Here is a 24,093-nt window from a genome sequence, read left to right on the forward strand (position 1 = left end):
GCGGTGTCCATCGCCAGATGCACCTTGCGCCATTGGCGACGGCTCTGAACGCCATGCTTGCGGGCCTGCCATTTATTGCCCGGCAATGGTTTGCTCGCAAACCATGAGAGGGCGCCGTCGCCAAGAAACTTGATGCCGGTGCTGTCCACCAGCACTTGATGCCGGTGCTGTCCACCAGCAGATTCAGCGGCCCGTCGGCACGGCGAAAGGGGATCTGCACCTTGAGGTCTTCTGCCTGCGGCAGAGCGTCGAGTAGTCCGCAACGGGCCAGTCCAGCCCTGCCAGGCGCAGGAGGCTCGCGACCATCCCGGCTGTCTGCCTGAGCGGCAGCTTGAACAGAACCTTGATCGACAGGCAGAACTGGATCGCGGAATTCGAAAAGACCGGCGGGCGCCCCGCGCGTCCCTCACGCGGCGCGTGCCAGGTCATCTCCGTGTCCAGCCAGATCAGCAGCGACCCGCGCTTGCGGAGCGCAGCGTTGCAGGTAGACCAGTTCGTCCTGCGGTAGCGGGCGGGCTTGGGCTTGCTCATGCTGCGCGTCTAACCGCATGGATTCCCGTTGTGAATCCTTCAACGGCTGAGGTCTGCAACAACGCCTAGAAGATGCCTACAGGGTCGAGGAAAAGACCGTGACGCTCTATGCACGTTTCATGAAAGAGGCGGGGCTGATCACCTCCGGCGCAAGGGGGGTGAACGCCCCGCACATGCGCCCGCGCGATGCGGTGCGTCTGACGATTGCGCTGCTGGCGACGGGCACCGCCGCACATGCTGTCCCGCTCTATCAACGCTTCGCCGGAATGACGATCCAGCCCGACCGCTCAAACGGCCCGCACCCGGTCAGCCTCGGCGTCCACGAGGGTGCAACGCTGGAATCCGTCCTGCTGCACATGTTCTCGACTGATATGTTCCCCGAGGGTGTCGAGGGGGGCGGGCCATTCGCCTGCGCCCCATACCTTGAGCTGCAAGAGAATCAGCGCATCGCCAAAATTGAGCATCACCCGCTGGTGGACGGCAAGCTGGTCCGCGGGGTCAGTAATCGGGCGGGCCTCTTTTTCGCGACGCGGAACCGGCCGGAGGATATGGCCCTTGAGGATAGCCGCGCACATGGCGGCATCTTCATTTCCCGTGGTGTCTCGCCGATTGCCCTCTCTAGTTGCGCCCTGCCGTTCTACCTCGAATGGCGGGACAAGATTTCGTGGGAAACCATGCTGAAGGAGACCGAGGAAGAGACCAAGCGGCGGCATCGCTACGGTGACTATACGCCGGAAAAAAAGTCTTTGGTTCGACCGCGACCTGGGCGCGGCGTGACGATGGAACGCCGCCCCGCCGCAATCCGCAAATCCGACCTGTCGCCCGCTTTCGAGGCCGCGAAGGCTGCGGGCTTTGATCAGGTGTCCATCGTCGTGGAAACCGCCGATGGCAAGCGGTTCCTGATCACGGCCGGGAGGGGGCGGCGATGCTGCCAAGCCGGACATGACCCCGCTCGAAAAGTGGAGGGCAGGCCGTGCCGCAAGCTGATATGCCCAAAGGTGTGCATCGCGTCCGGCGGAAGTTGGCGAACGGCAAGAGCCGCTTTCACTTCTATGCATGGCGTGGCGGTTCCAAATTCTGGGAAGATGACCACCGCAAGCCGAGCGACCCCGCGTTCTATCAAGCATTTGCGGAAGCCGCTGCGCGCCCGAAACCGGCCGACTACACGACGCCCCAGATGGTGGATGACTTCCTGTCCAGCACCGCCATGCCCAAAGGCGAGCGGTCACGCGCTGATATTCGGAAACGGGGCCTGCGATTCGCGGACCATTTTAAGGATGCGCCCGCCGTCATCTTCGAGGAACGCGGCGCACGGGGCGAGGTGAACGCATGGCGGGCGCTCTGGAAGCACTCGCCCAAGCAGCACGATATGGTAGGCACCCACGCGGTTCGCATACTCAATTGGGCGGTGGATGAGGGCAAGCTGTCCGAACATCACTGCCATAAGCTCCACCGGCTCTATGAGGTGGATCGTTCGGAAATCGTCTGGACCCCGGCCGACCGGGAAGCCTTCAACGCGGTCGCGCCGGAATGGGTGCGCCGCATTCTCTGCGCAGCCTGCGAAACTGGTTTGCGCCCGGCTGACTTGATCAAGCTGACACCGGCCCATGTCGAGCAGACGCCGCGCGGCCATCGCCTTCGCGTCAGGACGAGCAAGCGCAAGCAGCTGGCCCACATCCCGATCACGCCCGCGCTGGCCGAGGTGATCGACACGACCCCGCCGAGCCGGATGCTGATCCTCACCAATGCCAATGGCAATGCCCTGACCCCGCACCGCGCGTCCGAGGGCGTCCGCCAGTGGCGCGACAAAGCCAAGCTGTCCGATGAGCTGCGCCTGTACGATGCGCGCGGGACGGCTGCAACGCGCCTTCTGAATGCGGGCCTGTCCCTTGCCGAGATCGCCAATCACATGGGCTGGTCTGTCCGCCATGCGGCGAACGTGATCGAGCACTACGCCCGCGTGTCGCCGGACGAAACCGACGCGGTTCTGGTCAAGCTGGCCCAAGCGAAAGGGGGCGTAGCATGAACAAAACTGTAAACGCCCCTGTAAACGGCGCAACCCTCGCAAGAGCCGGTGACAGACAGGTGCTTGAAAAGTAATGGAGGCGAGTACCGGAATCGAACCGGTGTACACGGATTTGCAATCCGCTGCGTAACCACTCCGCCAACTCGCCCCGTTCCTGGTCCAGGGCACCGCATCAAAAGCGTGGACCGTCGAGCCCGGCGAGGTTCCTCCGGGCTTGGGTGAACGCCTTCTACGGTGCGTCTCCGAGATCTGCAAGATGGAATCTCGCCTGCGTTCTGCCGCGGCTCCGTGAAGCGCCATGTTGGCCGGGACCGATTGTCCCGCCACCGTGCAAAGGGGCAAGTTTGAGCGGCAGGGACATTGCCGCGCAGGGCCACTTGTGGCAGAACGTTTGCAAGGTCTCTGAACGAAAGAGTTTAGTGCATGAGCGACTATGCCACCCGACGCCGCATGATGGTCGATACCCAGGTGCGGCCTTCCGATGTCACCGAGTTTCCGATCATCGATGCGATGTTAACCGTGCCGCGCGAGGCCTTCGTGCCGCGCGACCGGATCGAAGCGGCCTATGCCGGCGAGGATGTCGACCTTGGCGGCGGGCGTGTCCTGCTGGATCCGCGCGTTTTTGCCAAGATGCTTGAGGCGCTTGACCTGAGCAACGGCGACCTCGTGCTCGATCTCGGGGCGGGGTACGGCTATTCCTCTGCGGTCATCGCCCGTATCGCCGAAGCGGTCGTCGCGGTTGAGGACGATCCGGACCGTATCGGGGAGGCGCAGGCGCTGCTGACCGAGCATGGTGCCGACAACGTGATCCTGCAGGAGGCGGCCCTGACCGAGGGCGCGGCCGAGCATGGCCCCTATGACGCGATCATCCTCGAGGGCGGCGCCGAAGTTCTGCCGGAGGCGCTCGGGGCGCAGCTGAAGGAGGGCGGTCGCATGGTCGTGATCTTCATGGATGGCGCCTTGGGCCGGGTGAAAATCGGGCGCAAGATCGATGGCGAGATGACATGGCGCTTTGTGTTCAACGCAACGGCGCCGATGGTGGCAGGGTTCGAGAAGACCGAGGAATTCGCGTTCTGACGGCCATGCCCGGAAGACCGGCCGGCCGGGCGGGCAGGTCAGTCGGGGGCTCAGGGGGCGCGCATGTATTCAGAAGAAAGGTCGCGGGGCATTATGTGGGGCAAACTGGGCGCAAGAAGCGCGAAGCGGCTGGCCGGAGCCATTCTGGCCATTGGGATGGCTACGCAGTCCTGGGCAGAGACCCTGGCCGAAACGCTGACGTATACGTATATGCACAGTGGGGTGGTGGAGCAGAACCGCGCGCTCCTGCGTGCGGCCGATGAGGATGTCGCCGTCGCGATGGCCAAACTCAGGCCGACGCTCGACTGGTCCGGGGCGATCCAGCGTAATTATGGGGTTTCCGGCTTGCCGGGCGCGGCGTCGCCCATCGGCAATACCACCGCTTCGATTCAGTTGTCGGCTTCGCTGGTTCTTTACCGTGGCAAGCGCGGCAAGCTGGGTATCGACCTCGCGAAAGAGGCGGTGCTCGCGTCGCGTGCGGGACTGATTTCGGCGGAGCAAACCGTGCTGCTGAATGCCGCGCTTGCTTTCCTTTCGATCCGCGAGGCGGCGGAAACGCTGGGCCTGCGTCAGAACAACGTGCGCGTCATCCGGCAAGAGGTGCGTGCCGCCAATGACCGCTTTGACGTGGGCGAGGTGACCCGTACCGATGTCGCGCTGGCCGAAGCGCGACTGGCCGCCGCCGTGGCGGCGCTGGCCGCTGCCGAAGGGTCGCTGATTTCGTCTGGCGAGCAATTCCACGCCATCGTGGGGCGTGATCCGGGCAATCTGGTGACCCCGACGCTGTTGCCCCGTATCCCGTCGAGCGTGGAGGATGCAAAGGCGCAGGCCGTGCGCCGCCATCCCGACATGATCCAGGCACAGCACAACGTCGCGGTGGGCGATCTCAACGTGGCCATCGCGGAGGGCGCGATGGAGCCCACCGTTTCGGTTTCTGGCAGCTATGGCGTAACGGAGGGGCTGAGCAACGACGCCTTTCAGCAGGGTGGCACCGTCTCGCTGGGGGCGAGCGGTCCGATCTACCGAGGGGGCGAGTTGAGCGCGCTGGTGCGCAAGGCAATTGCGAATCGAGATCAGACCCGCGCTGCGCTGCATGTCACCCGGCTGACCATCGAACAGAATGTAGGCCTCGCCTACAGCAACCTGCGCGTGGCGCAGGCCAACAAGCGGTCGTACCAAGAGCAGGTGCGCGCCGCTCAGACCGCCTTTCAGGGGGTCCGGGAGGAAGCAAAGCTCGGCGCGCGAACCACGCTGGATGTGCTCGACGCGGAGCAGGACCTGCTCGACGCGCGTGCCAACCTCGTCTCTTCGCAGATCGCCGAGTTTCAGGCCGCGTACCAGGTGCTCGCATCAATCGGCCTGATGACGGCGGAAGCACTGCAATTGGATGTTCCGCAGTACGATCCGGCGCAATACTACAACCTCGTGAAGACAGCACCGGTTCAGCGCAGCAAGCAGGGTCAGGAACTGGACCGTGTCCTGAAGGCACTTGGAAAAAACTAGAATTTTCGACTTTTGTTGTGCGACTCCGGTCGAGCGGGTAAACTGTTTCGCGAGGCCAGAGTGGGATAAAAATGTCAGACCCCGTCACCAATGTGGAAATAGAGGACATCCTGTCCTCCATCCGGCGACTCGTTTCCGAAGATTCGGAGCCGCGGCCAGCCCCGCGTGAAGTGAAGCGCGTCGGAAGGCTTGTCCTGACCCCGGCGCTTCGAGTGAAGGACGGATCCGACAGGCCCCTGCCGGCTCGGAAGCCTTCTGCCAAAGAGACAACGCCGCCAGTGCTCTTGACCAACCCTGCCCAAGGGCCGAAAGCGGTCGACGACGATGTCGAGGGGAGATCCCTCCTGACACGTCTCGTCTTCGAAGAGGTTGCCCGCTCCATTCCTGCCGTTGTGGAAAATGCGGCGGAGGAGGCTTTGGCCGGGAGTGGCAGAGATGCCGTGGACCGGTCTGAAGTGGCCGCTGCGGAGCGCCAATTGGTTGGGACAAGCGAGGAGGCGGATACCGGGACTCCCGATGGACCGCCCGAGGCGTCAGCGCTGGTGCGTGATGAGACCGCGCAACCTGCGCTGCCCGTGCCGGGTGCGCATGAGGAGCCCGCCGCAGAGGGCGCGGGCCCAGAAGATTCCGAGCAGGAGGGCGGCGTCTTCGCCGGAGACAACGTTCTGGAACGCAAGATTGCCGCGCTGGAGGCTCTGGTGCGCAATCGGGTCGCCCGCGAGGATGATGTCGTTGCGGGCGATCCGGCCGAGGACATCGATCCGGTCGATATCGTGAAGCATGCGGCATTCCATTCCGTGCGCGAAGCGCGGGAAAACCTCGAAGACCATCGCGCGGAGCCGGACGGCGAGGGCCATGAATTCGAGAGCGACGACCTCGGCGAAGAGGGCGTCTCTGGCGTGGGTGAGGTATCCGAAGCCGGGATCCACGCCGTTGACCCTGCCGTTTCGGAATCGACGGAGGACGATGAGCCCCCGCTGGCATACAACGAGGAGCCCGACGCGGTCCTCGCCGAGCTTCTTCAATCAGTTGCCGACGCCACGGAGGCGGAGGCAGGAGAAACCGACCGGACTGTTCTTCCCTTTGGCGACACCCATAGCAGGGCTGTGGATGAAACTGCCGAAGCTGAGAAGACGGCGGAGGCCATCGATTGGGAGGACGTTGCCGAAGGGAATGTCCGAGGGGCCGACATTGCCGCCGATCCGGAACGAGTGCCCGCTGCGGCAGCGCCCGCGGATTCGCCCGTCGCGGCGCGCGAAGACATGCCCATGATTGACGAGGCGATGCTGCGGGAGATGGTCTCTGACATCGTGCGTCAGGAGCTTCAGGGCGTGCTGGGCGAACGCATTACCCGGAACGTACGCAAGCTCGTCCGCCGCGAAATTCATCGCGTGATGATGACGCAGGATTTTGACTGACCGCCGAAAGACGTCATCAGTACCTCGAAAAAGAAAAACCCGCTCTGGTCAGAGCGGGTTTTCTCGCATCCGGCTTGGCCGGAGAAACAGGACAGGATCAGGCTGCTTCGGCCTGCTGCGCGGCATTGCGACGCTCGCTTTCCTCGCGCGACAGTGCGACGGAGGTACGGATGCCCTTGGAAACGAAATCCATCAGGCCCGACACGACACGTTCGTTCGGATCGATCCCTGCGCAGGACAGCACTTCACGACCGTCGCGCGACCGCGCCCAGCGGGCGATCTGCTCCGGGCCGTTACCGTACTTCTTGTCATCGGCAATCGCATCATCCAGCGCTGCCAGAACAACGGCGGCAAAAAGCTTGCGCGCGCGGTTCCCCTGCTCGGCGTTGAATGCGGTACCGTCAACGAAATCTTTCATTTTGCGACCTTTGTTTATTGCTCTTGTGTTTTCCGGCGTGAAGCGGGTTATGGCTTAAACCGTTCGATTCGGATACCCCGATGCTGCATAGCACCCATGCGAATTGCACATATCTTTCTGCGGGTGCACTGGAGACCGCGCAGCCTTGCCAGCCGGACATCGGCCAGATATAGGCGCGGCCAGACCCTCTTCAACCTTTCGCCATGGAAAAGCCGCAATGCCCAAGATCAACGGGAACGAGATCCGTCCGGGGTATGTCCTCGAACACGACGGCCACCTTTGGGCTGCGGTCAAGGTCGACCACGTCAAGCCGGGCAAGGGCGGCGCCTTTGCCCAGGTCGAGCTGAAGAACCTGCGCACCGGGTCGAAGCTGAACGAACGCTTCCGGTCGGAAGACAAGGTGGAGCGCGCGTCGCTCGAGAACCGCGACATGCAGTTCCTCTATGTCGATGACGGCCAGATGATCTTTATGGACACCGAAAGCTACGAACAGATCCAGCTGGATGCAGAGCTTCTGGGCGACCGCCGTCCCTTTCTGCAGGATGGCATGACCATCGTGGTGGAATTCTTCGGGGACGAGGCGCTGAACGCCCGCCTGCCCGCCAAGGTAATCTGCGAGATCGCGGAAACCGAACCGGTCGTGAAAGGGCAGACTGCGGCAAAAAGTTTCAAGCCCGCCGTGCTGGACAACGGCGTGCGCGTTGCGGTGCCGCCCTTTGTCGGGCAGGGCGAGCGCATCGTCGTGAACACCGATACCATGGAGTATTCCGAGCGCGCATAACCCCGCGCGCCGATCCGTTCCCCGTGCAACCACCGGGGGCGAACCATAACAGACAAGGCCTCCGGCTCTGAAAGCCAGGAGGCCTTTTTCATGATCACTCTCGCCACGGACACAGATCTGTCCGAACTCGTTCCGCTTCTGCGTGACCTGAACGCGCAGCACACCGCGTATGTGCCGGAGCGGTTCCGCTGCCGGGGCACGGATGCCGATTTGCTAGGGCTACTGCGGTCGGCGGCGGGGCGAGGGACCCGGTTCCTGATCTACCGGACGGAGGGCGTGCCGCGCGGCTACCTTGGCTGGCGGCCCCATCCCGTGCCGGAAGGTGCGCTGCTACAGCCGCGGCTGGCGCTGCTCGATCACATCACCGTCGAACCGATCTGGCGCAGGCGCGGGCTTGCCACACGCCTGATCGCGCGGTTCGAGGTCGAGGTGGCGGCGTTCGATGGCTGGATGGTGCAGGGTCACGCCTTCAACGCGGCGTCCCGCGCGTTGATGCGGCGGTACGGGACGCGGCTGATGGATGGCATGGTGACGCCCGATCAGGCGGGGTATCTGACCTGCGCGCCCTCCGCCGTCATCTCCGGGCCGGCGCGATCGAAACGCAGATAGGCCAGTCCCTCGCCCCCCGACTGGGTGTAAAGCGTGCCGACGCTCTTGCCGTTGGCGGTGATCTCCGTGCCCAGCGGGGCGGCCCCCTCCACGCGTACGCGGGCAAGGCCCTTGCGCAGTTCCGTCTTGTGTTTCATCCGGGCGGTGACCTCCTGCCCGACATAGCAACCCTTCTTGAAGTCCACGCCATTCAGCCGTTCGAAGCCGACTTCGAGGATGAAGGTATCGGGTGTCAGCTCCACGCCCATCTCCGGCACCTGCGCCGCGACGCGCAGAGCGTTCCAGTCGACATCCTCGTCGGGCTGGCCGTTGTAACTGCGCCACCCCATAGCCGCATCGCGCGGGTCCGCGAAGCCACCCTCCGGCGGCATCCCGAGGCCGCGCGTCACGGTCAGGCCGGTCTCGGTCACGGTTACGGCGGAGCGGAGCTTGTACATCGTCAGGAGGCGCAGCAAACCGTCGGCCTCGGAGGCCGGCGCGTCTATCAATATGTCTTCGCCCCCTGGCCCGCTGTCGGGGACGAGGAAGAAATCGGTGCGCAGCTTTCCCTGAGGCGTCAGCATGGCGGCATAGACCATACCGTGATCGAGTTTCTCCACGTCGTTCGTCACCAGCCCTTGCAGGAAAGGCCGGGCCTCGGGGCCGCTCACCCGAAGCACCTTGCGCGCGTTGTCAGTCATGACGTCTCCTTCGCTGGTCCCGGTCGCCGGAGTGACATATAGGCCGGGAGGCCGCCGAATGACAGATAGCAGAAGGGCACAGACCATGCGCGCGCCGATCTCCGTCGTGATCCCGACCCTTGATGCCGCCTGGCATCTGCCCGCCTGCCTCGGTGCGCTGGGGGAGGGGCTGAACGATGGTCTCATCCGCGAATTGATCATTTCCGACGGTGGATCGGGTGACGCGACGCTGGCGCTGGCCGAGGCCGCCGGGGCGGAGGTGGTGGTCGGGCCGCCCTCGCGCGGGGCGCAGTTGCGGCGCGGGGTGGCCATGGCGCAGGGGGACTGGTTGTTGATCCTGCACGCCGACACTGTACTGATGCCTGGCTGGGCGGCTGCGGCGGCACGCATCCTGGGAACGGCGGAGGCCTGGCATTTCCGTCTGGCCTTTGACGCGACGGGCCCCGCACCGCGCATGGTGGCCGGCTGGGCGAACCTGCGGTCGCGCGCCATGGGGCTGCCCTATGGCGATCAGGGCTTGTTGATACCGCGCGCGCTCTACGATGAGGTCGGCGGCTACCCTGACATTCCCCTGATGGAGGACGTGGCGCTGGCGCGGGCGCTCGACGGGCGGCTGCACGGTCTGGATGCGGTCGCGATGACCTCTGCGGAAAAATACCAAAGACAGGGTTGGCTGCGACGGGGCGGGCGGAATCTGACGACGCTGGCGCGTTACCTCGCCGGGGCGGATCCCGAAGGCCTTGCCCGTGGCTACAGGCGCTGATGGGTCAGGCCTGCGCCTGATCGTCGTCGGCCTCTTCACCGAACTGCATGGTATAGAGCGAGGCGTAGGTGCCGCCCTTGGCCAGAAGCTCTTCGTGGCTGCCCTGTTCGACCACGCGGCCCGCGTCCATCACCACGATCTTGTCGGCGTTGCGCACGGTGGACAGGCGGTGCGCGATGACCAGCGTGGTGCGCCCGACCGTCAGTTGCTCCAGCGCGGCCTGCACGATTGCCTCCGATTGGGTATCGAGCGCCGATGTCGCCTCGTCCAGCAGCAGAACCGGGGTGTCACGCAGCAGCGCGCGGGCAATGGCAACGCGCTGGCGCTGCCCTCCCGAAAGGTTCGACCCGCGCGGCCCCACGCGGCTGTCCAGCCCGCGCTCAAGCCGGGGCAGGAAATCCGACACATGCGCCGCCTCCAGCGCGCCGTGCAGGGCGTTTTCGTCGACCTTGCGATCGAGCACGATATTGTCGCGCAAAGCTTCGTCGAACAGCAGCGCCTCCTGGCTGACGGTGGAGATCATGCCGCGCAGGTCCTTCAGTGTCAGCGCGCGCGTTTCCACCCCGCCGATGGTGACACGTCCCGAGGCCGGGTCGATCATCCGCGTCAGCAGATGAAAGACGGTGGATTTGCCCGCGCCGGAGGCGCCCACCAGCGCTGTGGTCTTGCCCGGTTCGGCTGTAAAACTCAGCCCGCGCAGGACTTCGGTCTCACCGTAGGACAGGCGCACGTCCTCCAGCACGATGCCCGGAAGGCCCTCCGGCCGCGCACTGGGACGTTCGGGGTCCTTCAGCGCCGGTTCGGTGTGCATGATCTCGACAATGCGCTCGATGCTGGCGGCGGCCATCTGCCAGGCACCGCTGATGGCGCTCAGCCGCCGCAGCGGTTCGAACATCATGCCGATGGCGGTAAAGAAGGTCATGAACTCGCCCAGCGTCTTGCCGCCGTTCTGGATTGCCGTCCCGGCGAAGAACAGGATGCCGAAGAAGCCCAGGCCGGACATGATGTCGATCAGCGCGGGCAGCATCGCCTGCCCCGCAACGGACCGCGTCTCACCGAGGATGCGCTGCCGGGCGAGCTTGCGATAGCGTTTGGCCTGCCATGTTTCCAGCTGGTTCAGCTTTACCGGGGCGATGCCGTGGAACACCTCGTTCAGGCGGGTGGACTGGGCCGCCGCGACGTCGCGCAGTACGCGGGCGTTGCGCCGGATGTAGCGCTGCACGAAAACGCTGGGCGCGATCATCAGCGGCACCCCGGCAAGCGCGATCAGCGTCCATTGCCAGTCCGTCCACAGGGCCACCCAGAGCAGCGACACAAAGGTCAGCATATCGCGGCCCGCGCTGGTGATCAGCGTGCTCCAGACCTTGGCGATGGCGCCCACGTCGCCTTCTACGCGCTGGATCAGAAGGCCCGGCCCCTTGTCGGCGTGGTAGCCGATTTCAAGCTTCATCAGGTGTTCCAGCATATCCTGGCGGATATCGGCCATGGACATCTGCGCGGCGCGGTTCAGCACGACCTTGTGCACGATGCTCGACAGGCCGCGGAAGGTGAACAGGCCCAGCACGATCAAACCGACGCGCACCAGCGCGCCCTGGTCCTGCGTGGCGAAAACCTCGTCGAACAGCGGCTGCATCATGACAGAGAACCCGGCCGTCATACCGCTTTCGATCGACATGAAGCCGAGCGCCACGGCCATGAGCAGCCAGTATTTCTTCAGGTAGCGCTGCCACACCCAGAAAAAGAGCTTTTGCCCGTGGGTATTGACCTCTTGGCTGCCGGGGGCAGGGCTCATGCCTCGGCCTCCAGCGCGGCCCGCTCGACGATCAGCTGCTGCGCCACCTCGTGTTCCGCACGACGGTTGTCCCAGCCATCCTGCAGGGCGGCGGAGCGGTATTCATGGCGAATCCATTCCTCGAAACCGATTTCGCCGATCTTCAGGCGCGCGCCGTAGACCCGCAGGACATAGTCCTGCACGCCGGTCTTGGTGAAATCGAGGTGAATGTATTTCAGACCCAACTGCTTCTGGGCGACCTCCAGCGGCGCGTTTTCAAAGACCAGAAGGTACATCGCCGCGACGAAACCCGCTCGGTCCGCGCCGGACTTGCAGTGGAACATCATCGGCTTCTCGGCCGCACGCAGCGCTTCGATCACGTCGATGATTTTCTGCCGCGGGGCGGCGACCCGGGCCCAGAGCTTGGCATTGACCAGCGTCATGCCGAGCGACTCGAGGCTTTCCTTTTCAAACAGGTAATGCGCCCACTTGTCCTCGCCGCGCAGATTCACGACGGTCTTGATCCCCATCTTCGCGTAGCGTTCGAAACGTGCATGCGTCGGCTGGTTGGATCGGTAGACACCCGGGGCAATCTGGAAGAAGTTGCTCCAGAGCACGCGCAGGAAGGCGTGGTCAAAGATATGGTAATGCAGCCGCGACCAGCGCCGCGCCACCGGGTCGGTGATGTCATGGCCGAAGGAATAGCGCAGCTTGCGTTCGGCGCGGTCGAGCGTGTCGCGTAGTCTGGCCAGCATCCTCGGGGTCCTCAGGCTTCAAACGGGCGGTTTACGCGGCAATGCCGGCGGTGTCCAGAAGCGGGGGTATTGACGGCGGAGCGCCGCAGGTGTTCCGTCGCCGCGTCACAGCACGAAAGGTCCCCCGATGACGCTTGCCAGCGGCCGTTCCCATATTGCGATACCCGGCCCTTCGATCATTCCCGACGCGGTTCTGCAGGCGATGCACCGCCCCGCGCCGGACATCTACGACACCGAGTTGCTGGCCATGGTCGACGGCATGATCCCCGAGTTGAAGGCAGTGGCACAGACGGCACATGAGGTGGCGATCTACATCTGCAACGGGCACGGCGCATGGGAGGCCTCCTTGTCGAACACCGTCGCCCCCGGCGAGGTTGTACTGGTGCCGACTTGCGGGCGTTTCGGGCATGGCTGGGCGGAAATGGCAGAGGGGCTGGGGATCGAGGTGCAGATCCTCGAACACGGTCGCCAGACGCCGATTGACGCGGAGCGGGTGCGCGCGGCGCTGCTGGCAGACAAGGGTCAGCGGATCAAGGCGGTTCTGGCGGTGCATGTCGATACCTCCTCGTCGGTACGCTCCGACATCGCGGCGCTGCGGCGAGTGCTGGACGAAGTCGGGCATCCGGCGCTCCTGATGGCGGATTGCGTGGCTTCGCTGGCCTGCGACGTGTACCGGATGGACGCATGGGGCGCCGACGTGACCGTCAGCGCCTGCCAGAAGGGGCTGATGGTGCCGCCGGGCATGGGGTTCGTCTTCTTCAACCCACGCGCGGCGGAGGTGCAGGCACGTATGCCGCGCGTGTCGCGCTACTGGGACTGGCGGCCACGCGCACACCCGGAAATGTTCTACCAATACTTCGGAGGGACCGCGCCGACCCATCACCTTTATGGCTTGCGCGCGGCGCTTGACATGATCGGGTCCGAGGGGCTGGAGGCGGTTTGGGCGCGGCACGCCCGGTTGGCTGGCGCGCTCTGGGCCGCGGTTGAGCACTGGGGCGAAGAGGGGGCCATGCGGCTCAATATCGCGGACCCGGCGCAGCGTTCGCACGCGGTTACGGCGCTGTCTCTGGGCAAGGGCAACGGCGACCGGCTGCGGGCGTGGTGCCGCGACGTGGCGGGGGTGACGCTGGGCATCGGGCTTGGCGCCGGGGATGACGAGGACCCGACGGCTTCGGGCTACTTTCGCATCGGCCACATGGGCCATATCAACGCGCACATGATGCTGGGTGTGCTGGCGGTGATCGAAACCGGCCTGAAGGCGCTGGATATCCCGCATCGCCCCGGCGGGGTCACAGTGGCGGCGCAGCGGCTGGCGGACTGACGGGTCCCCACATGGCCGCGCCGATGCCCGGCTGCCGCCCCTGTTCGGGGGCGGTACAGCGCGTTCCGTGACACGTGATCGAAGCGCGGGTCCCTAAGCCTCATCGTTCCTGCCTGACGCGACCGAATAGGCAGGCGTCCCTGCGCATCGCTCGGTTTTCAGATGCTGTCCGCAGGATTGCCGAGGGTGCCGTTGCGCTGACGAAGGTGGAGTTCCAGGCGCGTGATCAGGTGGTTCAGCACCGCCGCGATGACGAGGATCGGTAACATGCCCCAAGCCGACCAGATCGCGATCAGTATCCAGAGCAGGTTGACGAAGAGCAGGATCATGTTGGCGGTCATGTAGTCCTCGACCGGTTGCGGATGATATTGCATGGACCGCGCCCCTCTGAACCCTGCGCCATTTTGCGCACCCCACCATCAACCGGCGGCCCCGCGATCCGTTCCCGGAAAAGGTAGGCGCCAATGATTGAAAGATTGGTTAATGTGCCGGTCGCCGAAAGGGCGTGCGGGTCAGCCCTGCCGGGCCTTCTCCAGCGCCTTGGGGAGGGCGTCGCGCAGGATGGCCATGTCCTCCGCACGCCCGGCGCTGATACGGATGCAGCGATCCTGCGGCGCGACGAAGGGCATGCGGACAAAGACCCCGTCCTCGGCCAGCGCGGCCAGTACCCGGCGGGCAAAGACCCCGTCCGCGCCACAATCCACCGCCACGAAATTCGTTGCCGAAGGCACGACCGACAGCCCGTTTTCCTGCGCGATGGCGGTAATTTCCTGTTTCGAATCGCGCACCCAACCCTGCACGCTGCGCAGCCAGTCCGGATCGCGGATTGCCGCCAGCGCCCCGGCCACCGCCATGCGGTTCATGCCGAAATGGTTGCGGATCTTGTCGAAGGAGCGGATCACCTCCGGTTGACCCAGCGCATAGCCCACCCGCGCGCCAGCCATGCCATAACCCTTGGAGAAGGTACGAAACCGGATCACGCGCGGATCGTCGGGCGCGATGTCGGGCGCGGTGCCTTCGGGCGCGAATTCGATATAGGCCTCGTCGAGGAAGAGAGTGCAGCCCTCCGGCAGGGTGTCCAGCGCCGCCGCGATCTCTGCCCCCGGCAGGCAGGTGCCCATGGGGTTGTCGGGATTGGCGAGGTAGACGATCCGGGCACTCACCTCTCCGGCGCGGGCGATCAGCGCGGGCAGGTCTTCGTGGTCGTCGCTGTAGGGCACCTTGTGCAGCGCGCCGCCGTAGCCGGCCACGTGGTAGTTGAAGGTGGGATAAGCCCCGTCCGAGGTCACCACCGCCACGCCCGGCTCCACCATCAGGCGCACGGCGTAACCCAGAAGCCCGTCGATGCCTTCGCCGATGACGATGTTGTCCGGGGCCACGCCGGCATCGGCGGCCAGCGCCTCCTTCAGGTCGTCGTGGCTGGCGTCGGCATATTTCCAGATCTCCGCGGCCTCCTGCCGCATGGCTTCCACCGCGCGCGGCGAAGGGCCAAAGACGTTTTCGTTCGCGCCCAGCCGCGCGCGGAAAGGGGCTCCGCGTTTGCGCTGCAATTCCTCCGGGCCGACGAAAGGCACGGTGGCGGGCAGCGCGGTGACAAGGCCGGTGAACTTCGGGGCGGTATGTCTGGGTCCGGTCATGCGCGCACTATGGCGCGGCGGTCTCCGTTTGCAAGGGGGCGCTCCGCCCCTGTCGCACGGGTCCGCGCGCCAGCACCGGCGCTGTGTGGATCGTCTGCGGGTCGGTCAGCGCCCTGACGACGTAATCGGCCACATCCGCACGCGAAATCACCCCCATCCGCCATTCGCCCGGCTGAACCATCACGCGGTAATCCCGCGATGCGCGGTTGTGCGTCAGAATCGTCGGGCGGACGATGGTCCAGTCGAGCGAGGAGGCCTTGATCAATTCCTCCTGACGCGTCTTGTCCTTGTATGGCTCGGACAGAAAGAACTTCTGCCCCAGCCGTTCCGGTGTGGACAGCGCGCCGATGCTGTCGCCCGCACCGATGCCCGTGACCGCGATCAGACGGCGGATGCCGCGCGCCTCCATCAGCGGGATCAGCGCGCGGGTGGCGTCGGAAAACAGCGTCACGCGCCGCCACAACATGGCTACGCTTTCGTTGATGCCGAGCGTCATCACCACGGCATCGACGCCGTCCAGCGCCGGGGCGAGGTCGTCGGGCTTCGTGGCGTCGCCGGGAACGATCTCCAGCCCCTCGCGGGCGGCGATGCGGTCCACATGGCGGGCCATGGCACGCACGGTATGTCCGGCGGCGAGCGCCTCTTCGACGACCGCCGCGCCGATCCCGCGGCTGGCTCCGATGACGAGTACCTTCATGGTCTGTAACATGGTCCTTGTCCTCCCCTCGGGTTGCGCATGCCGAAGTATAGCATGGTTCACGTCTGGTTAACTTGACCTGACCCCGGCGAAAGGCCAGTTTCCGCGCAGACTCGAGCACAGAAAGTTTTCAACAATGCGTGCACCGCCGCCTTTTGCGCCGTTCGAATGGCTGATCGCCTGGCGATACCTCAGGGCGAAAAGGGCCGAGGGCGGCGTATCCGTCATGACCTGGATCAGCCTGGTCGGCATCACGCTGGCGGTATTCGCGCTGATTGCCACGCTCGCGGTGCGCTCCGGTTTCCGGGCGGAATTCGTCGATACGATCCTGGGCAGCAACGCGCATGTGACGGTCTACCATGTCAGCCATCAGAACGACGCGGGCCAGACAGTGCGCACCCTGCCGGACTACAAGACCATGGCCGATTCGGTGCGCGGTGTGCCGGGCGTGACCCGCGTGGCACCGCTGGTAAAGGGCCAGGTGATGGCGACTGCCAATGACAGCAACGCGGGCGTGGAGGTTTTTGGCATCGCGGAGGACGACCTGCGCGCCATCCCCCGTATCGCGGACCCTGAGACCGGGCGCGGCGCCCTGGATGCTTTCGCGAACGGTGTCGCCATCGGATCGGGCGTGGCGCAGACGCTGGGCGTGGGTCTCGGCGACAAGGTCAAACTGATCTCGCCCAACGGGGTGAAAACGGCTTTCGGCGTTTCTCCGCGGGTGAAGTCCTACGAGGTCGCCTACATCTTTACCGCCGGGCGCTACGACATCGACCGCACGCGGATCTACATGCCTTTCGCAGAGGCGCAGCTGTATTTCGACCGCGAAGGCGTGGCAGACGAACTGGAGATCATCGTCGAACAGCCAGAAAGCGTGGAGCGCTACGTCACACCCATCGCGCAGGCGGCGGGGGCGGGGGCGCTGATCTGGACGTGGCAGGACGCCTCCGGCGGTTTCCTGAAGGCGCTCGACATGGAGGACAACGTGATGTTCGTCATCCTCTCCGTGCTGGTGCTGATCGCCACGATGAACATCGTTTCCGGGCTCATCATGCTGGTGAAAAACAAGGGGCGCGACATCGGAATCCTGCGCACCATGGGCCTGACCGAAGGTTCCGTCATGCGGATATTCTTCATCTGCGGGTCGTTCACCGGGATCATCGGCACAGTCATGGGCGTGGCTCTGGGCTGCCTCTTTGCCATCTACATCGACCCGATATTTGGCGCGGTGAACTGGCTGTCGGGGGGCGGGGCATGGGACCCGTCGATCCGGGGTATCTACTTCCTGCCTGCCAAGCTGCAACTCGCCGATGTGATGTCGGCGGTGGTGTTGTCGCTGGGGCTGTCCTTTGTCGTGACGATCTTTCCCGCGCGGCGAGCTGCCCGGCTGAACCCGGTGGAGGCACTGCGCTATGAATGATCGTGCGGGTGAAACGGTGCTGAGGCTCTCGGGCATCGAGAAGGGCTATAACCGGGGCAAGCCCAACGAGGTCAAAGTCTTGCGCGGATGCGACCTAACGGTTGCGCGTGGCGAGGTGGTGGCGCTCGTGGCACCCTCGGGCGCGGGGAAATCGACGCTTCTGCACATCGCGGGGCTTCTGGACACGCCCGATGCAGGCACGGTGGAGATTGCGGGCGAGGCGTTGCAGGACAAGTCAGACCGGCGGCGCACATTGGTTCGGCGGGCGGAGGTCGGCTTTGTCTACCAGTTCCACCACCTGCTGCCGGAGTTCTCCGCACTGGAAAACATCATGGTGCCGCAGCTTGCCAATGGCGTGGCGCGCGGCGCGGCAGAGGCGCGGGCGCGCGAACTGCTGGACAGCGTCGGGGTCGGCGCGCGTGCCGATCACCGACCGGCGGCCATGTCGGGGGGCGAGCAGCAGCGTGTGGCCTTCTGCCGGGCAATGGCCAATGGGCCAAAGCTGCTGCTGGCGGACGAACCGACCGGGAACCTTGACCCCGAAACCTCGGATCGGGTGTTTTCCGCGCTCATGCAACTGGTGCAGGAGACCGGGCTTTCGGCTCTGATCGCGACGCACAATCTGGAGCTTGCGGCGCGCATGGACCGGCGGGTGCGGATGAACGGCGGCCTGCTGACGGCCGGGTAGTCTGGCAGCCTCAGGGGCGTGGCGCCATCTGGGTGATCCAGACGCCCAGCCCCATGACGGCAATCCCGGTGGCGCGGGTCACGGTCAGCGGCGACATCCGCGCGCCGAACAGTCCGAAATGGTCGATGACAGCGGCCGAAACCAACTGCCCGATCAGGACGAAGAACACCGCGTTCCCGACGCCGAAACGCGGTGCGATGAAGGTGATGCTGAGTACATAGAATGCAACCAGCGCGCCTGCCACGAATAGGTGTCCCGGGGCTGTGACGACGCCGGTCAACCCGCCTGCCCCCGTCACAAGCCACGTAACCGTGGCGCAGATCAGCGCGACGCAGAACAGCACCATCCCGGCGGCAACGGCATTGCCGAGGTGTTGGCCAAGCGCGGCGTTCAGCGCCGCCAGAACGGGAATGCCGACACCGGCAAGCAGCATGGTGACGGCGTAGGGGGTCATGTCTGTGGTCATGGGGTCTTTCACGGTCTGAAGAGGGTGGCGGAGGCGAGGGCAACCGTGCGTCGGTCGGGTTCCGCCATCAGGGTCGCCTCGGCAAAGAACAGGGCCCGCCCGGCCTTCAGGATGCGGGCCTGACAACGGATGCGTTCGCCCCGCGCGGCGGCAAGAAATCGGGTCTCGAGGTTGGTGGTGGCAACGGGTTGAAACTCTCCCATGTGCCCGATGCAGGCAAGCACCATCGCCGTATCGGCCAGCGTCACCAGCGCCTGACCGCAGACTATGCCACCGACGCGGGCGATGTCGGGCGTGACCGGGATGTCGAGGGTGCAGCCCTCCGGGGATATTTCTGCAACTGTGGGCTGCAGGCCCTGCACCCATGGGGCGAAATTTTCTTTGAGGATTGTCTGGGCGGTGGCAGGATCGCGCATGACTGTCTCCGGCGGTTTCGGCGCCACCATGGCGTTCGCGTCGGGCGCTGTCACGCCCCATGGCGCGGCAATCCGCCCGTTGCCTGCCGGGGCGGAGAAAACAGGGGAGGGCACGATGAGGGCAAGCACGGGACGCATGGCGGCACTCGTGGCGGTGACGGGCGTGATGACAGGGTCGCTGGCGGGCTGCGCGCTGTTCCGACCTGCCCCGCAGGCACGCGCCGTCGCGCCAATCACCCTCTCCGGGCCGATGCCACAAACGGCGGTCCATTTGGTCGAGCCGCAGATCACCGTGATCGCCGCACCGCGCCCGGTGGACGAGCTTGCGGGCGGGCGGGCCTACGCGATGTGGTGCGCCGACTGCCACGGGGTGCGTGGGCTGGGTGACGGGCGCGTGTCGGGTCAGACGGCGGAGCCGCCTGCCAACCTGACGGAACTGGCGCGGGCCAATGGCGGCACATTGCCTGTGGGTCCTGTCCTGAACCGCCTGCAGCAAGCGCCGGGGCCGTTTCACCGTGGCATCGCGGCGGATCTTATGGCGGCGCTGGACGGGCCACTGGTGGACTGGGCCGGGCCGGACGGCCGTCCGCATATGGTCACCGCCCGGACCGCCGACCTGCTCGGCTATCTGCAGGCACTGCAACTCTGAAGCTGCATATCCGCCGCATCTTGCCAAGTCCGGGGCGCACGGGCATCAGGGAAACAGAACAAGGAGAGCAAGGCATGCGGGCATATATGATGGCTCTGGCGGGCGCGGTGGCGCTGGCGGGCTGCGTGGAGAACGAAAGCGGTTCGGCGGACGTGATGCCCGGACCGCAAGATGGCCAGGTGCTGTTCATGGAGAACTGCGCGGTCTGCCACGGTGAAGACGGGAAGGGCAGCGGCCCGATGGCGCGGCGGCTGCAGAAGCCGCCGAAGGACCTGACGCTGATCGAACTGCGCCATGGTGACCGCTTCCCGCGGGCGAAGATCATGTCGATCATCGACGGCTACGCGCGCTCGGACATGACCGGCCCCGGAATGCCCGAATTCGGCGCCCTGCTCGAAGGCGATCTCGTGCCGTTCGATTCCGGCGATGGAAAGCTCACGCCGACCCCGCGAAAGCTGGTGGCTCTCCTGGAATACCTCCAGACCATTCAGCAAAAACGCAAGTGACGACGGGGGGCTCTGCCCCCCACTCCCCCCCGAGATACTTTGGAACCAAAGAAGCGCAGGCGCGCGCCCGTGTTTCTTTTGGTGAAAATACCTCCGGGGGAGGGTACCGCAGGCAGGCAAGCGGGGGCAGCGCCCCCCTCACTGCGCGGCCGCGTCCGCGCTCAGGCCGAGACTGCCTTGAGCACCATGGACCAGTAGTGATCCGCCACCGCCTCCGGACCGAGGCGCCCGCCGTCGCGGTACCACGTGGTGACGCCGGTCAGCATGGCGATCAGCGCCAGCGTGGTCAGTTTCGTGTCGGCGATGTCGAAACGCCCCTCGGCCCTGCCGTCCCGGAGGATCTGCTCCAGTCGCTGTTCGTAGTCGTGGCGCAGCCGCCCGATCTTGGCGAAATTCTCCTCCGTCAGGTTCCGCAGTTCCATATAGGCGATAAAGACCGCCTCCGGCCGGGCGAGGTGAAAGGCAATGTGAAACCGAACGAAGGCCTCCAGCCGCGCCAGCGGGCCGCTTGAGGGTGCCGCGGCCTCCCAAGCGGTCATGAGATCCAGCATATGGCCTTCTAGCAGGGAAAAAAGCAGTGCCTGCTTGTCGGGGGTGTAGTTGTATAGCGCGCCCACCTGCAGGCCGACGTCTGCCGCGATCTGGCGCATGGAGACGGCGGCAAAACCGTGCCGGGCGAACAGCCGCTGTGCCGCTGCGTGAATGCGGGGGCCGGTGATTTCGGAGTGGGAGCCTTGGGTGCGTGCCATGCGCCCAAGTTAACTGAACGAGCGTTCAGATCAAGCGGGCACCGCCGGCCGGAGTCGCGAAGCAGCGTCGCTTTGGCGTACCCGGTTAGCGTCCCCGATCCCGGGCCGTATTGCGGCGGGGCGCGGCTTGGGGCAGAACGGACGCATGAACCTTCGTGCGCTCATCGTCGCCCTCGCGGGCCTTTCCGCCTGCACCCAGTTTCCGGAACTGGACGAGACGGCGACGCCGGGTGTGGCGCAGGCACCCTATCCAAGGATTGTCCCTCTCGACGGGCTGCTGTCCGCGCCCGCGCCCGTTCGGGCGACGCCCGAGGTGATCGATGAGGTGACCGCGCGGGCCAGCGGGCTGGAGGCGCGGGCCGAGGCCCTGCAGGGCCGCGCCACGGCACAGCCAGATAGCGTGGCGGAGCGTCTCCGTTGGTTGCGGGCGCGGGCGGAGGCCCTGCGCGCTGAATGATGGGCGCCGCCTGACGCGTTGGGGAAGCGTGCCCTCGGCGTGACAACCGTCTGCCGCCGGGGATGCGCGGCATCGGGGCCTGTTGCAGCGCTGCGCGCTTGACGGTAACGGGGGCGCAGAACCGATCCATTGATCCAGCCCCCCATGACTTCCGGAGGAACCGCAATGTCCCAAACGTCCGAACCTCTGCGCCTCGGGATTGCCGGTCTCGGGACCGTGGGCGCCGGGGTGCTGAAGATCGTGCGTCAGAAGGCGGCGCTTCTGGAGGCGCGCTCTGGCCGTTCGATCCGCGTCAGCGCTGTCTCTGCACGCAACCGCGACAAGGATCGCGGCGTGCCGCTGAAGGACTACGCCTGGGAAGACGACCCCGTGACGCTGGCTACCCGTGACGATGTCGACGTCTTCATCGAACTGATGGGCGGCAGCGACGGCCCGGCCAAAGCCGCCGTCGAGGCGGCGCTGAAGGCCGGCAAGGACGTCGTTACCGCCAACAAGGCGCTGCTTGCCCATCATGGGCAGGCGCTGGCCGAACTGGCGGAGGCAAACGGCGCCGTTTTGCGCTTCGAGGCCGCCGTCGCGGGTGGCATCCCGGTCATCAAGGCGCTGACCGAGGGTCTTGCCGGGAACGAGATCACCCGCGTGATCGGCGTGATGAACGGCACCTGCAACTACATCCTGACCCGGATGGAGGACGGTGGGCTGACCTACGACGAGGCCTTTGCCGAGGCGGACGGTCTGGGCTTTCTCGAGGCCGATCCGAACCTAGACGTGGGCGGTATCGACGCGGGTCACAAGCTGTCGCTGCTGGCGGCCATCGCCTTCGGCACGCAGGTGAATTTCGCCGGGGTCGAGCTGGAAGGCATCGGCAAGATCACCATCGAAGACATTCGACAGGCTGCCGACATGGGCTACCGGATCAAGCTGCTGGGCGTCAGCCGCATGACGGGACGGGGGCTTGAGCAATCCATGGCGCCCTGTCTTGTCCCGGCAGGATCGCCTCTGGGTCAGCTGACTGGCGGTACCAACATGGTGGTGATCGAGGGCGATCAGGTCGGCCAGATCGTCCTGCGCGGCGCGGGTGCCGGCGAGGGGCCGACCGCCTCCGCCGTGATGGGCGACGTGATGGACGTGGCGCGGGGTCTGCGCGTCTCGACCTTCGGGCAAGGCGCAAAGGGGCTTGTGTCGGCGACGCCCGCGCGGGCGACGACGCCCGCACCCTACTACATCCGCACCGCGCTGGTGGATAAACCCGGCGCGCTGGCAAAGGTCGCGGCAGCACTGGGCGAGGCGGGCGTTTCCATCCACCGGATGCGGCAGTACGATCACACCAACGAAGCCGCGCCGGTTCTGGTGGTGACGCATCGCACCACGCGTGCGGCGCTGGACGAAGCGCTGGCCGCCATGAAGGCGCTGGCCGTGGTCGTGGCCTCGCCCGTGGCGCTGAGGATCGAGGAGGTTTGATCGGCCAGAGCCGGGTCAGACGCACGATCGGGGACGTCTTCGAGTGCGGAGAACGGGCGGGGCGCAGGCTCCGCCCTTTTTTTGCTTCGGCGAGGGCCGGTTTCCGCCGATCAGTGCCCGTCATCCGCCCTCCCAGTCATGCGGATGCGGCGGGATCAGGGCGGTTAGCGCCAGCGGGCTTGCCCATTCATGAGGCGCCGGGGTAAGCCCTAGGCAAAGCATTTCCAGAAGGAACACTCGATGCCCACCTTGAAGGATTTCAACGACCGCATGCTTTCGCTGGGTCTTGCCCGCGTCGCGGAGCAGGCCGCCATCGCCAGCGCCGACCTGATCGGTCGCGGCGACGAGAAGGCCGCCGATCAGGCCGCTGTGAACGCCATGCGCGAGGAATTGAACAAGCTCGATATTTCGGGTGTCGTGGTGATCGGCGAGGGCGAGCGCGACGAGGCGCCGATGCTGTATATTGGCGAGGAAGTGGGGCAGGGCGGCCCCGGCGTGGATATCGCACTGGACCCGCTCGAAGGCACCACGCTGACCGCGCTCGACATGCCCAACGCGCTGACGGTGATCGCCATGGGGCCGCGCGGGTCGATGCTGCACGCGCCCGACGTCTACATGGACAAGCTTGCCATCGGCCCGGGGTATGAACGGGGCGTTGTCTCGCTCGAAATGTCGCCCGCGGAGCGGGTGGAGGCGCTGGCTGCAGCCAAGGGCTGTTCGACACGCGATATCACCTGCTGCATCCTCGACCGTCCGCGCCACGAAGAGATGATCGCCGAGGTGCGTTCGACCAAGGCGGGCATCCGGCTGATTACCGACGGCGACGTGGCGGGTGTCATGCACTGCGCCGAGACGGAGAAGACCGGGATCGACATGTACATGGGGTCGGGCGGGGCACCGGAGGGCGTGCTGGCGGCAGCCGCGCTGAAATGCATGGGCGGCCAGATGTGGGGCCGTCTGCTGTTCCGCAACGACGACGAACGGGCGCGCGCGGCCAAGGCGGGGATCACCGACCTCGACAAGATCTACGAGCGCGACGAGTTGGTGACCGATCACGTGATCTTTGCCGCCACCGGCGTAACGAACGGGTCGGTGGTGTCGGGGATCAAGCGGTCGCCGGGCTGGATCGAGACGGAGACGATCCTGATGCGGTCGAAGACGGGTTCGGTGCGGCGGATGCAGTACCGCAACCCCTTCCACCACAAGGTCTGACCGGGTCCTGCAGCGCGGGAAGCGCGCCATGCAAGGCGCGGCGGTCCGAAGGCGCGGGGGGCTGCCCCCGCCTCTCCGGTGA

26 protein-coding genes, 1 tRNA gene and 1 pseudogene are annotated in these 24,093 nt (G+C 65.6%); 15 read left to right on the forward strand and 13 right to left on the reverse strand.

What is annotated here, in order from left to right:
* A pseudogene (locus J5474_RS12820) lies at window positions 1-531 on the reverse strand (IS5 family transposase); the annotation flags it as partial.
* A 287-nt stretch (window positions 532-818) separates the two neighbouring features.
* Complete coding sequence (locus tag J5474_RS12825; RefSeq protein WP_209361329.1) at window positions 819-1,475, reverse strand: hypothetical protein; 657 nt, start codon at window positions 1,473-1,475, stop codon at window positions 819-821.
* Window positions 1,476-1,504: 29 nt separating this feature from the next.
* Here J5474_RS12825 and J5474_RS12830 point away from each other — a divergent pair, with 29 nt between their 5' ends.
* Window positions 1,505-2,557, forward strand: coding sequence for a tyrosine-type recombinase/integrase (locus J5474_RS12830; RefSeq protein WP_342454036.1), 1,053 nt, complete (start codon window positions 1,505-1,507; stop codon window positions 2,555-2,557).
* Window positions 2,558-2,631: 74 nt separating this feature from the next.
* Here the strand turns inward: J5474_RS12830 and J5474_RS12835 are convergent.
* Window positions 2,632-2,705, reverse strand: a tRNA-Cys gene (locus tag J5474_RS12835).
* 275 nt (window positions 2,706-2,980) lie between these two features.
* Between J5474_RS12835 and J5474_RS12840 the strand changes: the two genes are divergently transcribed.
* The 3 genes from J5474_RS12840 to J5474_RS12850 all read left to right on the forward strand — a co-directional run bounded on the left by J5474_RS12840 (window position 2,981) and on the right by J5474_RS12850 (window position 6,555).
* Entirely contained in the window at window positions 2,981-3,634 is a 654-nt protein-coding gene (locus tag J5474_RS12840; RefSeq protein WP_209361330.1) for a protein-L-isoaspartate O-methyltransferase family protein, read from the forward strand.
* A 156-nt stretch (window positions 3,635-3,790) separates the two neighbouring features.
* Window positions 3,791-5,137, forward strand: a complete 1,347-nt coding sequence (locus tag J5474_RS12845) for a TolC family outer membrane protein (RefSeq protein WP_245216442.1) — start codon at window positions 3,791-3,793, stop codon at window positions 5,135-5,137.
* A gap of 440 nt (window positions 5,138-5,577) precedes the next feature.
* Window positions 5,578-6,555, forward strand: coding sequence for a hypothetical protein (locus tag J5474_RS12850; RefSeq protein WP_209361331.1), 978 nt, complete (start codon window positions 5,578-5,580; stop codon window positions 6,553-6,555).
* 97 nt (window positions 6,556-6,652) lie between these two features.
* Here the strand turns inward: J5474_RS12850 and J5474_RS12855 are convergent, their stop codons facing one another.
* Window positions 6,653-6,973 (reverse strand): DUF6280 family protein, encoded by a 321-nt coding sequence (locus tag J5474_RS12855; RefSeq protein WP_209361332.1) that lies wholly within the window; start codon window positions 6,971-6,973, stop codon window positions 6,653-6,655.
* Window positions 6,974-7,190: 217 nt separating this feature from the next.
* Between J5474_RS12855 and efp the strand changes: the two genes are divergently transcribed.
* On the forward strand, window positions 7,191-7,754 hold the full coding sequence (gene efp / locus J5474_RS12860) for an elongation factor P (RefSeq protein ID WP_209361333.1): 564 nt from the start codon (window positions 7,191-7,193) through the stop codon (window positions 7,752-7,754).
* Window positions 7,755-7,844: 90 nt separating this feature from the next.
* Entirely contained in the window at window positions 7,845-8,363 is a 519-nt protein-coding gene (locus J5474_RS12865) for a GNAT family N-acetyltransferase (protein ID WP_209361334.1), read from the forward strand.
* Here the strand turns inward: J5474_RS12865 and ygfZ are convergent.
* Complete coding sequence (ygfZ, locus tag J5474_RS12870) at window positions 8,294-9,043, reverse strand: CAF17-like 4Fe-4S cluster assembly/insertion protein YgfZ (RefSeq protein ID WP_209361335.1); 750 nt, start codon at window positions 9,041-9,043, stop codon at window positions 8,294-8,296. The two genes, J5474_RS12865 and ygfZ, sit on opposite strands and share 70 nt — an antisense overlap.
* A gap of 85 nt (window positions 9,044-9,128) precedes the next feature.
* Between ygfZ and J5474_RS12875 the strand changes: the two genes are divergently transcribed.
* Window positions 9,129-9,806 carry a TIGR04283 family arsenosugar biosynthesis glycosyltransferase gene (locus tag J5474_RS12875; RefSeq protein WP_209361583.1) on the forward strand — a complete coding sequence of 226 codons (678 nt, stop codon included), beginning with the start codon at window positions 9,129-9,131 and terminating at the stop codon, window positions 9,804-9,806.
* A 4-nt stretch (window positions 9,807-9,810) separates the two neighbouring features.
* On the opposite strand, the gene J5474_RS12880 is transcribed toward J5474_RS12875, so the two are convergent.
* The gene (locus J5474_RS12880; protein WP_209361336.1) at window positions 9,811-11,598 is read right to left on the reverse strand and encodes an ABC transporter ATP-binding protein; all 1,788 of its coding nucleotides are present in this window, start codon (window positions 11,596-11,598) and stop codon (window positions 9,811-9,813) included.
* On the reverse strand, window positions 11,595-12,332 hold the full coding sequence (locus J5474_RS12885) for a tyrosine-protein phosphatase (protein WP_209361337.1): 738 nt from the start codon (window positions 12,330-12,332) through the stop codon (window positions 11,595-11,597). The genes J5474_RS12880 and J5474_RS12885 overlap by 4 nt, the downstream gene beginning before the upstream one ends.
* Window positions 12,333-12,459: 127 nt before the next feature.
* Between J5474_RS12885 and J5474_RS12890 the strand changes: the two genes are divergently transcribed.
* Window positions 12,460-13,653 (forward strand): pyridoxal-phosphate-dependent aminotransferase family protein, encoded by a 1,194-nt coding sequence (locus tag J5474_RS12890; RefSeq protein WP_209361338.1) that lies wholly within the window; start codon window positions 12,460-12,462, stop codon window positions 13,651-13,653.
* A 158-nt stretch (window positions 13,654-13,811) separates the two neighbouring features.
* On the opposite strand, the gene J5474_RS12895 is transcribed toward J5474_RS12890, so the two are convergent.
* From J5474_RS12895 to J5474_RS12905, 3 genes are all read right to left on the reverse strand, one after another.
* The gene (locus J5474_RS12895; protein WP_209361339.1) at window positions 13,812-14,027 is read right to left on the reverse strand and encodes a histidinol phosphate aminotransferase; all 216 of its coding nucleotides are present in this window, start codon (window positions 14,025-14,027) and stop codon (window positions 13,812-13,814) included.
* Between the two features lie 138 nt (window positions 14,028-14,165).
* Window positions 14,166-15,290, reverse strand: coding sequence for a pyridoxal phosphate-dependent aminotransferase (locus J5474_RS12900; protein ID WP_209361340.1), 1,125 nt, complete (start codon window positions 15,288-15,290; stop codon window positions 14,166-14,168).
* A 7-nt stretch (window positions 15,291-15,297) separates the two neighbouring features.
* Entirely contained in the window at window positions 15,298-15,999 is a 702-nt protein-coding gene (locus tag J5474_RS12905; protein ID WP_245216444.1) for an NAD(P)-dependent oxidoreductase, read from the reverse strand.
* A 124-nt stretch (window positions 16,000-16,123) separates the two neighbouring features.
* Between J5474_RS12905 and J5474_RS12910 the strand changes: the two genes are divergently transcribed.
* Window positions 16,124-17,407, forward strand: coding sequence for a lipoprotein-releasing ABC transporter permease subunit (locus tag J5474_RS12910; RefSeq protein WP_209361341.1), 1,284 nt, complete (start codon window positions 16,124-16,126; stop codon window positions 17,405-17,407).
* The gene (locus J5474_RS12915; RefSeq protein WP_209361342.1) at window positions 17,400-18,095 is read left to right on the forward strand and encodes an ABC transporter ATP-binding protein; all 696 of its coding nucleotides are present in this window, start codon (window positions 17,400-17,402) and stop codon (window positions 18,093-18,095) included. The genes J5474_RS12910 and J5474_RS12915 overlap by 8 nt, the downstream gene beginning before the upstream one ends.
* A 10-nt stretch (window positions 18,096-18,105) precedes the next feature.
* Here the strand turns inward: J5474_RS12915 and J5474_RS12920 are convergent, their stop codons facing one another.
* On the reverse strand, window positions 18,106-18,549 hold the full coding sequence (locus J5474_RS12920; RefSeq protein ID WP_209361585.1) for a DMT family transporter: 444 nt from the start codon (window positions 18,547-18,549) through the stop codon (window positions 18,106-18,108).
* Window positions 18,550-18,569: 20 nt separating this feature from the next.
* Window positions 18,570-19,115, reverse strand: a complete 546-nt coding sequence (locus J5474_RS12925) for a PaaI family thioesterase (protein WP_245216446.1) — start codon at window positions 19,113-19,115, stop codon at window positions 18,570-18,572.
* Between J5474_RS12925 and J5474_RS12930 the strand changes: the two genes are divergently transcribed.
* Together J5474_RS12930 and J5474_RS12935 are read left to right on the forward strand one after the other, a co-directional pair.
* A complete protein-coding gene (locus J5474_RS12930; protein ID WP_209361343.1) occupies window positions 19,093-19,626 on the forward strand; it encodes a hypothetical protein in 534 nt (177 codons plus the stop codon). The genes J5474_RS12925 and J5474_RS12930 overlap by 23 nt on opposite strands.
* Window positions 19,627-19,700: 74 nt before the next feature.
* Window positions 19,701-20,132, forward strand: a complete 432-nt coding sequence (locus tag J5474_RS12935) for a c-type cytochrome (protein WP_209361344.1) — start codon at window positions 19,701-19,703, stop codon at window positions 20,130-20,132.
* 161 nt (window positions 20,133-20,293) lie between these two features.
* Here the strand turns inward: J5474_RS12935 and J5474_RS12940 are convergent, their stop codons facing one another.
* Complete coding sequence (locus J5474_RS12940) at window positions 20,294-20,881, reverse strand: TetR/AcrR family transcriptional regulator (RefSeq protein ID WP_209361345.1); 588 nt, start codon at window positions 20,879-20,881, stop codon at window positions 20,294-20,296.
* 145 nt (window positions 20,882-21,026) lie between these two features.
* On the opposite strand from J5474_RS12940, the gene J5474_RS12945 reads away from it, so the two are divergent.
* The 3 genes from J5474_RS12945 (at window position 21,027) to glpX (ending at window position 24,011) form a co-directional block, all read left to right on the forward strand.
* On the forward strand, window positions 21,027-21,338 hold the full coding sequence (locus J5474_RS12945; protein ID WP_209361346.1) for a hypothetical protein: 312 nt from the start codon (window positions 21,027-21,029) through the stop codon (window positions 21,336-21,338).
* Window positions 21,339-21,503: 165 nt separating this feature from the next.
* Window positions 21,504-22,799, forward strand: a complete 1,296-nt coding sequence (locus J5474_RS12950) for a homoserine dehydrogenase (protein WP_209361347.1) — start codon at window positions 21,504-21,506, stop codon at window positions 22,797-22,799.
* Between the two features lie 240 nt (window positions 22,800-23,039).
* Window positions 23,040-24,011, forward strand: a complete 972-nt coding sequence (gene glpX / locus J5474_RS12955; protein ID WP_209361348.1) for a class II fructose-bisphosphatase — start codon at window positions 23,040-23,042, stop codon at window positions 24,009-24,011.
* Window positions 24,012-24,093: the final 82 nt, after the last annotated feature.

The organism is Sagittula salina (assembly GCF_017813235.1).
Taxonomy (GTDB): domain Bacteria; phylum Pseudomonadota; class Alphaproteobacteria; order Rhodobacterales; family Rhodobacteraceae; genus Sagittula; species Sagittula salina.

Excerpts from the sequence above, each read along its gene's own strand:
- J5474_RS12825 (WP_209361329.1), bottom strand. The coding sequence starts at position 1,475 with ATGTCCGGCTTGGCAGCATCGCCGCCCCCTCCCGGCCGTGATCAGGAA.
- J5474_RS12840 (WP_209361330.1), top strand. The coding sequence starts at position 2,981 with ATGAGCGACTATGCCACCCGACGCCGCATGATGGTCGATACCCAGGTG.
- J5474_RS12845 (WP_245216442.1), top strand. The coding sequence starts at position 3,791 with ATGGCTACGCAGTCCTGGGCAGAGACCCTGGCCGAAACGCTGACGTAT.
- J5474_RS12855 (WP_209361332.1), bottom strand. The coding sequence starts at position 6,973 with ATGAAAGATTTCGTTGACGGTACCGCATTCAACGCCGAGCAGGGGAAC.
- efp (WP_209361333.1), top strand. The coding sequence starts at position 7,191 with ATGCCCAAGATCAACGGGAACGAGATCCGTCCGGGGTATGTCCTCGAA.
- J5474_RS12865 (WP_209361334.1), top strand. The coding sequence starts at position 7,845 with ATGATCACTCTCGCCACGGACACAGATCTGTCCGAACTCGTTCCGCTT.
- ygfZ (WP_209361335.1), bottom strand. The coding sequence starts at position 9,043 with ATGACTGACAACGCGCGCAAGGTGCTTCGGGTGAGCGGCCCCGAGGCC.
- J5474_RS12875 (WP_209361583.1), top strand. The coding sequence starts at position 9,129 with ATGCGCGCGCCGATCTCCGTCGTGATCCCGACCCTTGATGCCGCCTGG.
- J5474_RS12880 (WP_209361336.1), bottom strand. The coding sequence starts at position 11,598 with ATGAGCCCTGCCCCCGGCAGCCAAGAGGTCAATACCCACGGGCAAAAG.
- J5474_RS12885 (WP_209361337.1), bottom strand. The coding sequence starts at position 12,332 with ATGCTGGCCAGACTACGCGACACGCTCGACCGCGCCGAACGCAAGCTG.
- J5474_RS12890 (WP_209361338.1), top strand. The coding sequence starts at position 12,460 with ATGACGCTTGCCAGCGGCCGTTCCCATATTGCGATACCCGGCCCTTCG.
- J5474_RS12895 (WP_209361339.1), bottom strand. The coding sequence starts at position 14,027 with ATGCAATATCATCCGCAACCGGTCGAGGACTACATGACCGCCAACATG.
- J5474_RS12900 (WP_209361340.1), bottom strand. The coding sequence starts at position 15,290 with ATGACCGGACCCAGACATACCGCCCCGAAGTTCACCGGCCTTGTCACC.
- J5474_RS12905 (WP_245216444.1), bottom strand. The coding sequence starts at position 15,999 with ATGTTACAGACCATGAAGGTACTCGTCATCGGAGCCAGCCGCGGGATC.
- J5474_RS12910 (WP_209361341.1), top strand. The coding sequence starts at position 16,124 with ATGCGTGCACCGCCGCCTTTTGCGCCGTTCGAATGGCTGATCGCCTGG.
- J5474_RS12915 (WP_209361342.1), top strand. The coding sequence starts at position 17,400 with ATGAATGATCGTGCGGGTGAAACGGTGCTGAGGCTCTCGGGCATCGAG.
- J5474_RS12920 (WP_209361585.1), bottom strand. The coding sequence starts at position 18,549 with ATGACCCCCTACGCCGTCACCATGCTGCTTGCCGGTGTCGGCATTCCC.
- J5474_RS12930 (WP_209361343.1), top strand. The coding sequence starts at position 19,093 with ATGAGGGCAAGCACGGGACGCATGGCGGCACTCGTGGCGGTGACGGGC.
- J5474_RS12925 (WP_245216446.1), bottom strand. The coding sequence starts at position 19,115 with ATGCGTCCCGTGCTTGCCCTCATCGTGCCCTCCCCTGTTTTCTCCGCC.
- J5474_RS12935 (WP_209361344.1), top strand. The coding sequence starts at position 19,701 with ATGCGGGCATATATGATGGCTCTGGCGGGCGCGGTGGCGCTGGCGGGC.
- J5474_RS12940 (WP_209361345.1), bottom strand. The coding sequence starts at position 20,881 with ATGGCACGCACCCAAGGCTCCCACTCCGAAATCACCGGCCCCCGCATT.
- J5474_RS12945 (WP_209361346.1), top strand. The coding sequence starts at position 21,027 with ATGAACCTTCGTGCGCTCATCGTCGCCCTCGCGGGCCTTTCCGCCTGC.
- J5474_RS12950 (WP_209361347.1), top strand. The coding sequence starts at position 21,504 with ATGTCCCAAACGTCCGAACCTCTGCGCCTCGGGATTGCCGGTCTCGGG.
- glpX (WP_209361348.1), top strand. The coding sequence starts at position 23,040 with ATGCCCACCTTGAAGGATTTCAACGACCGCATGCTTTCGCTGGGTCTT.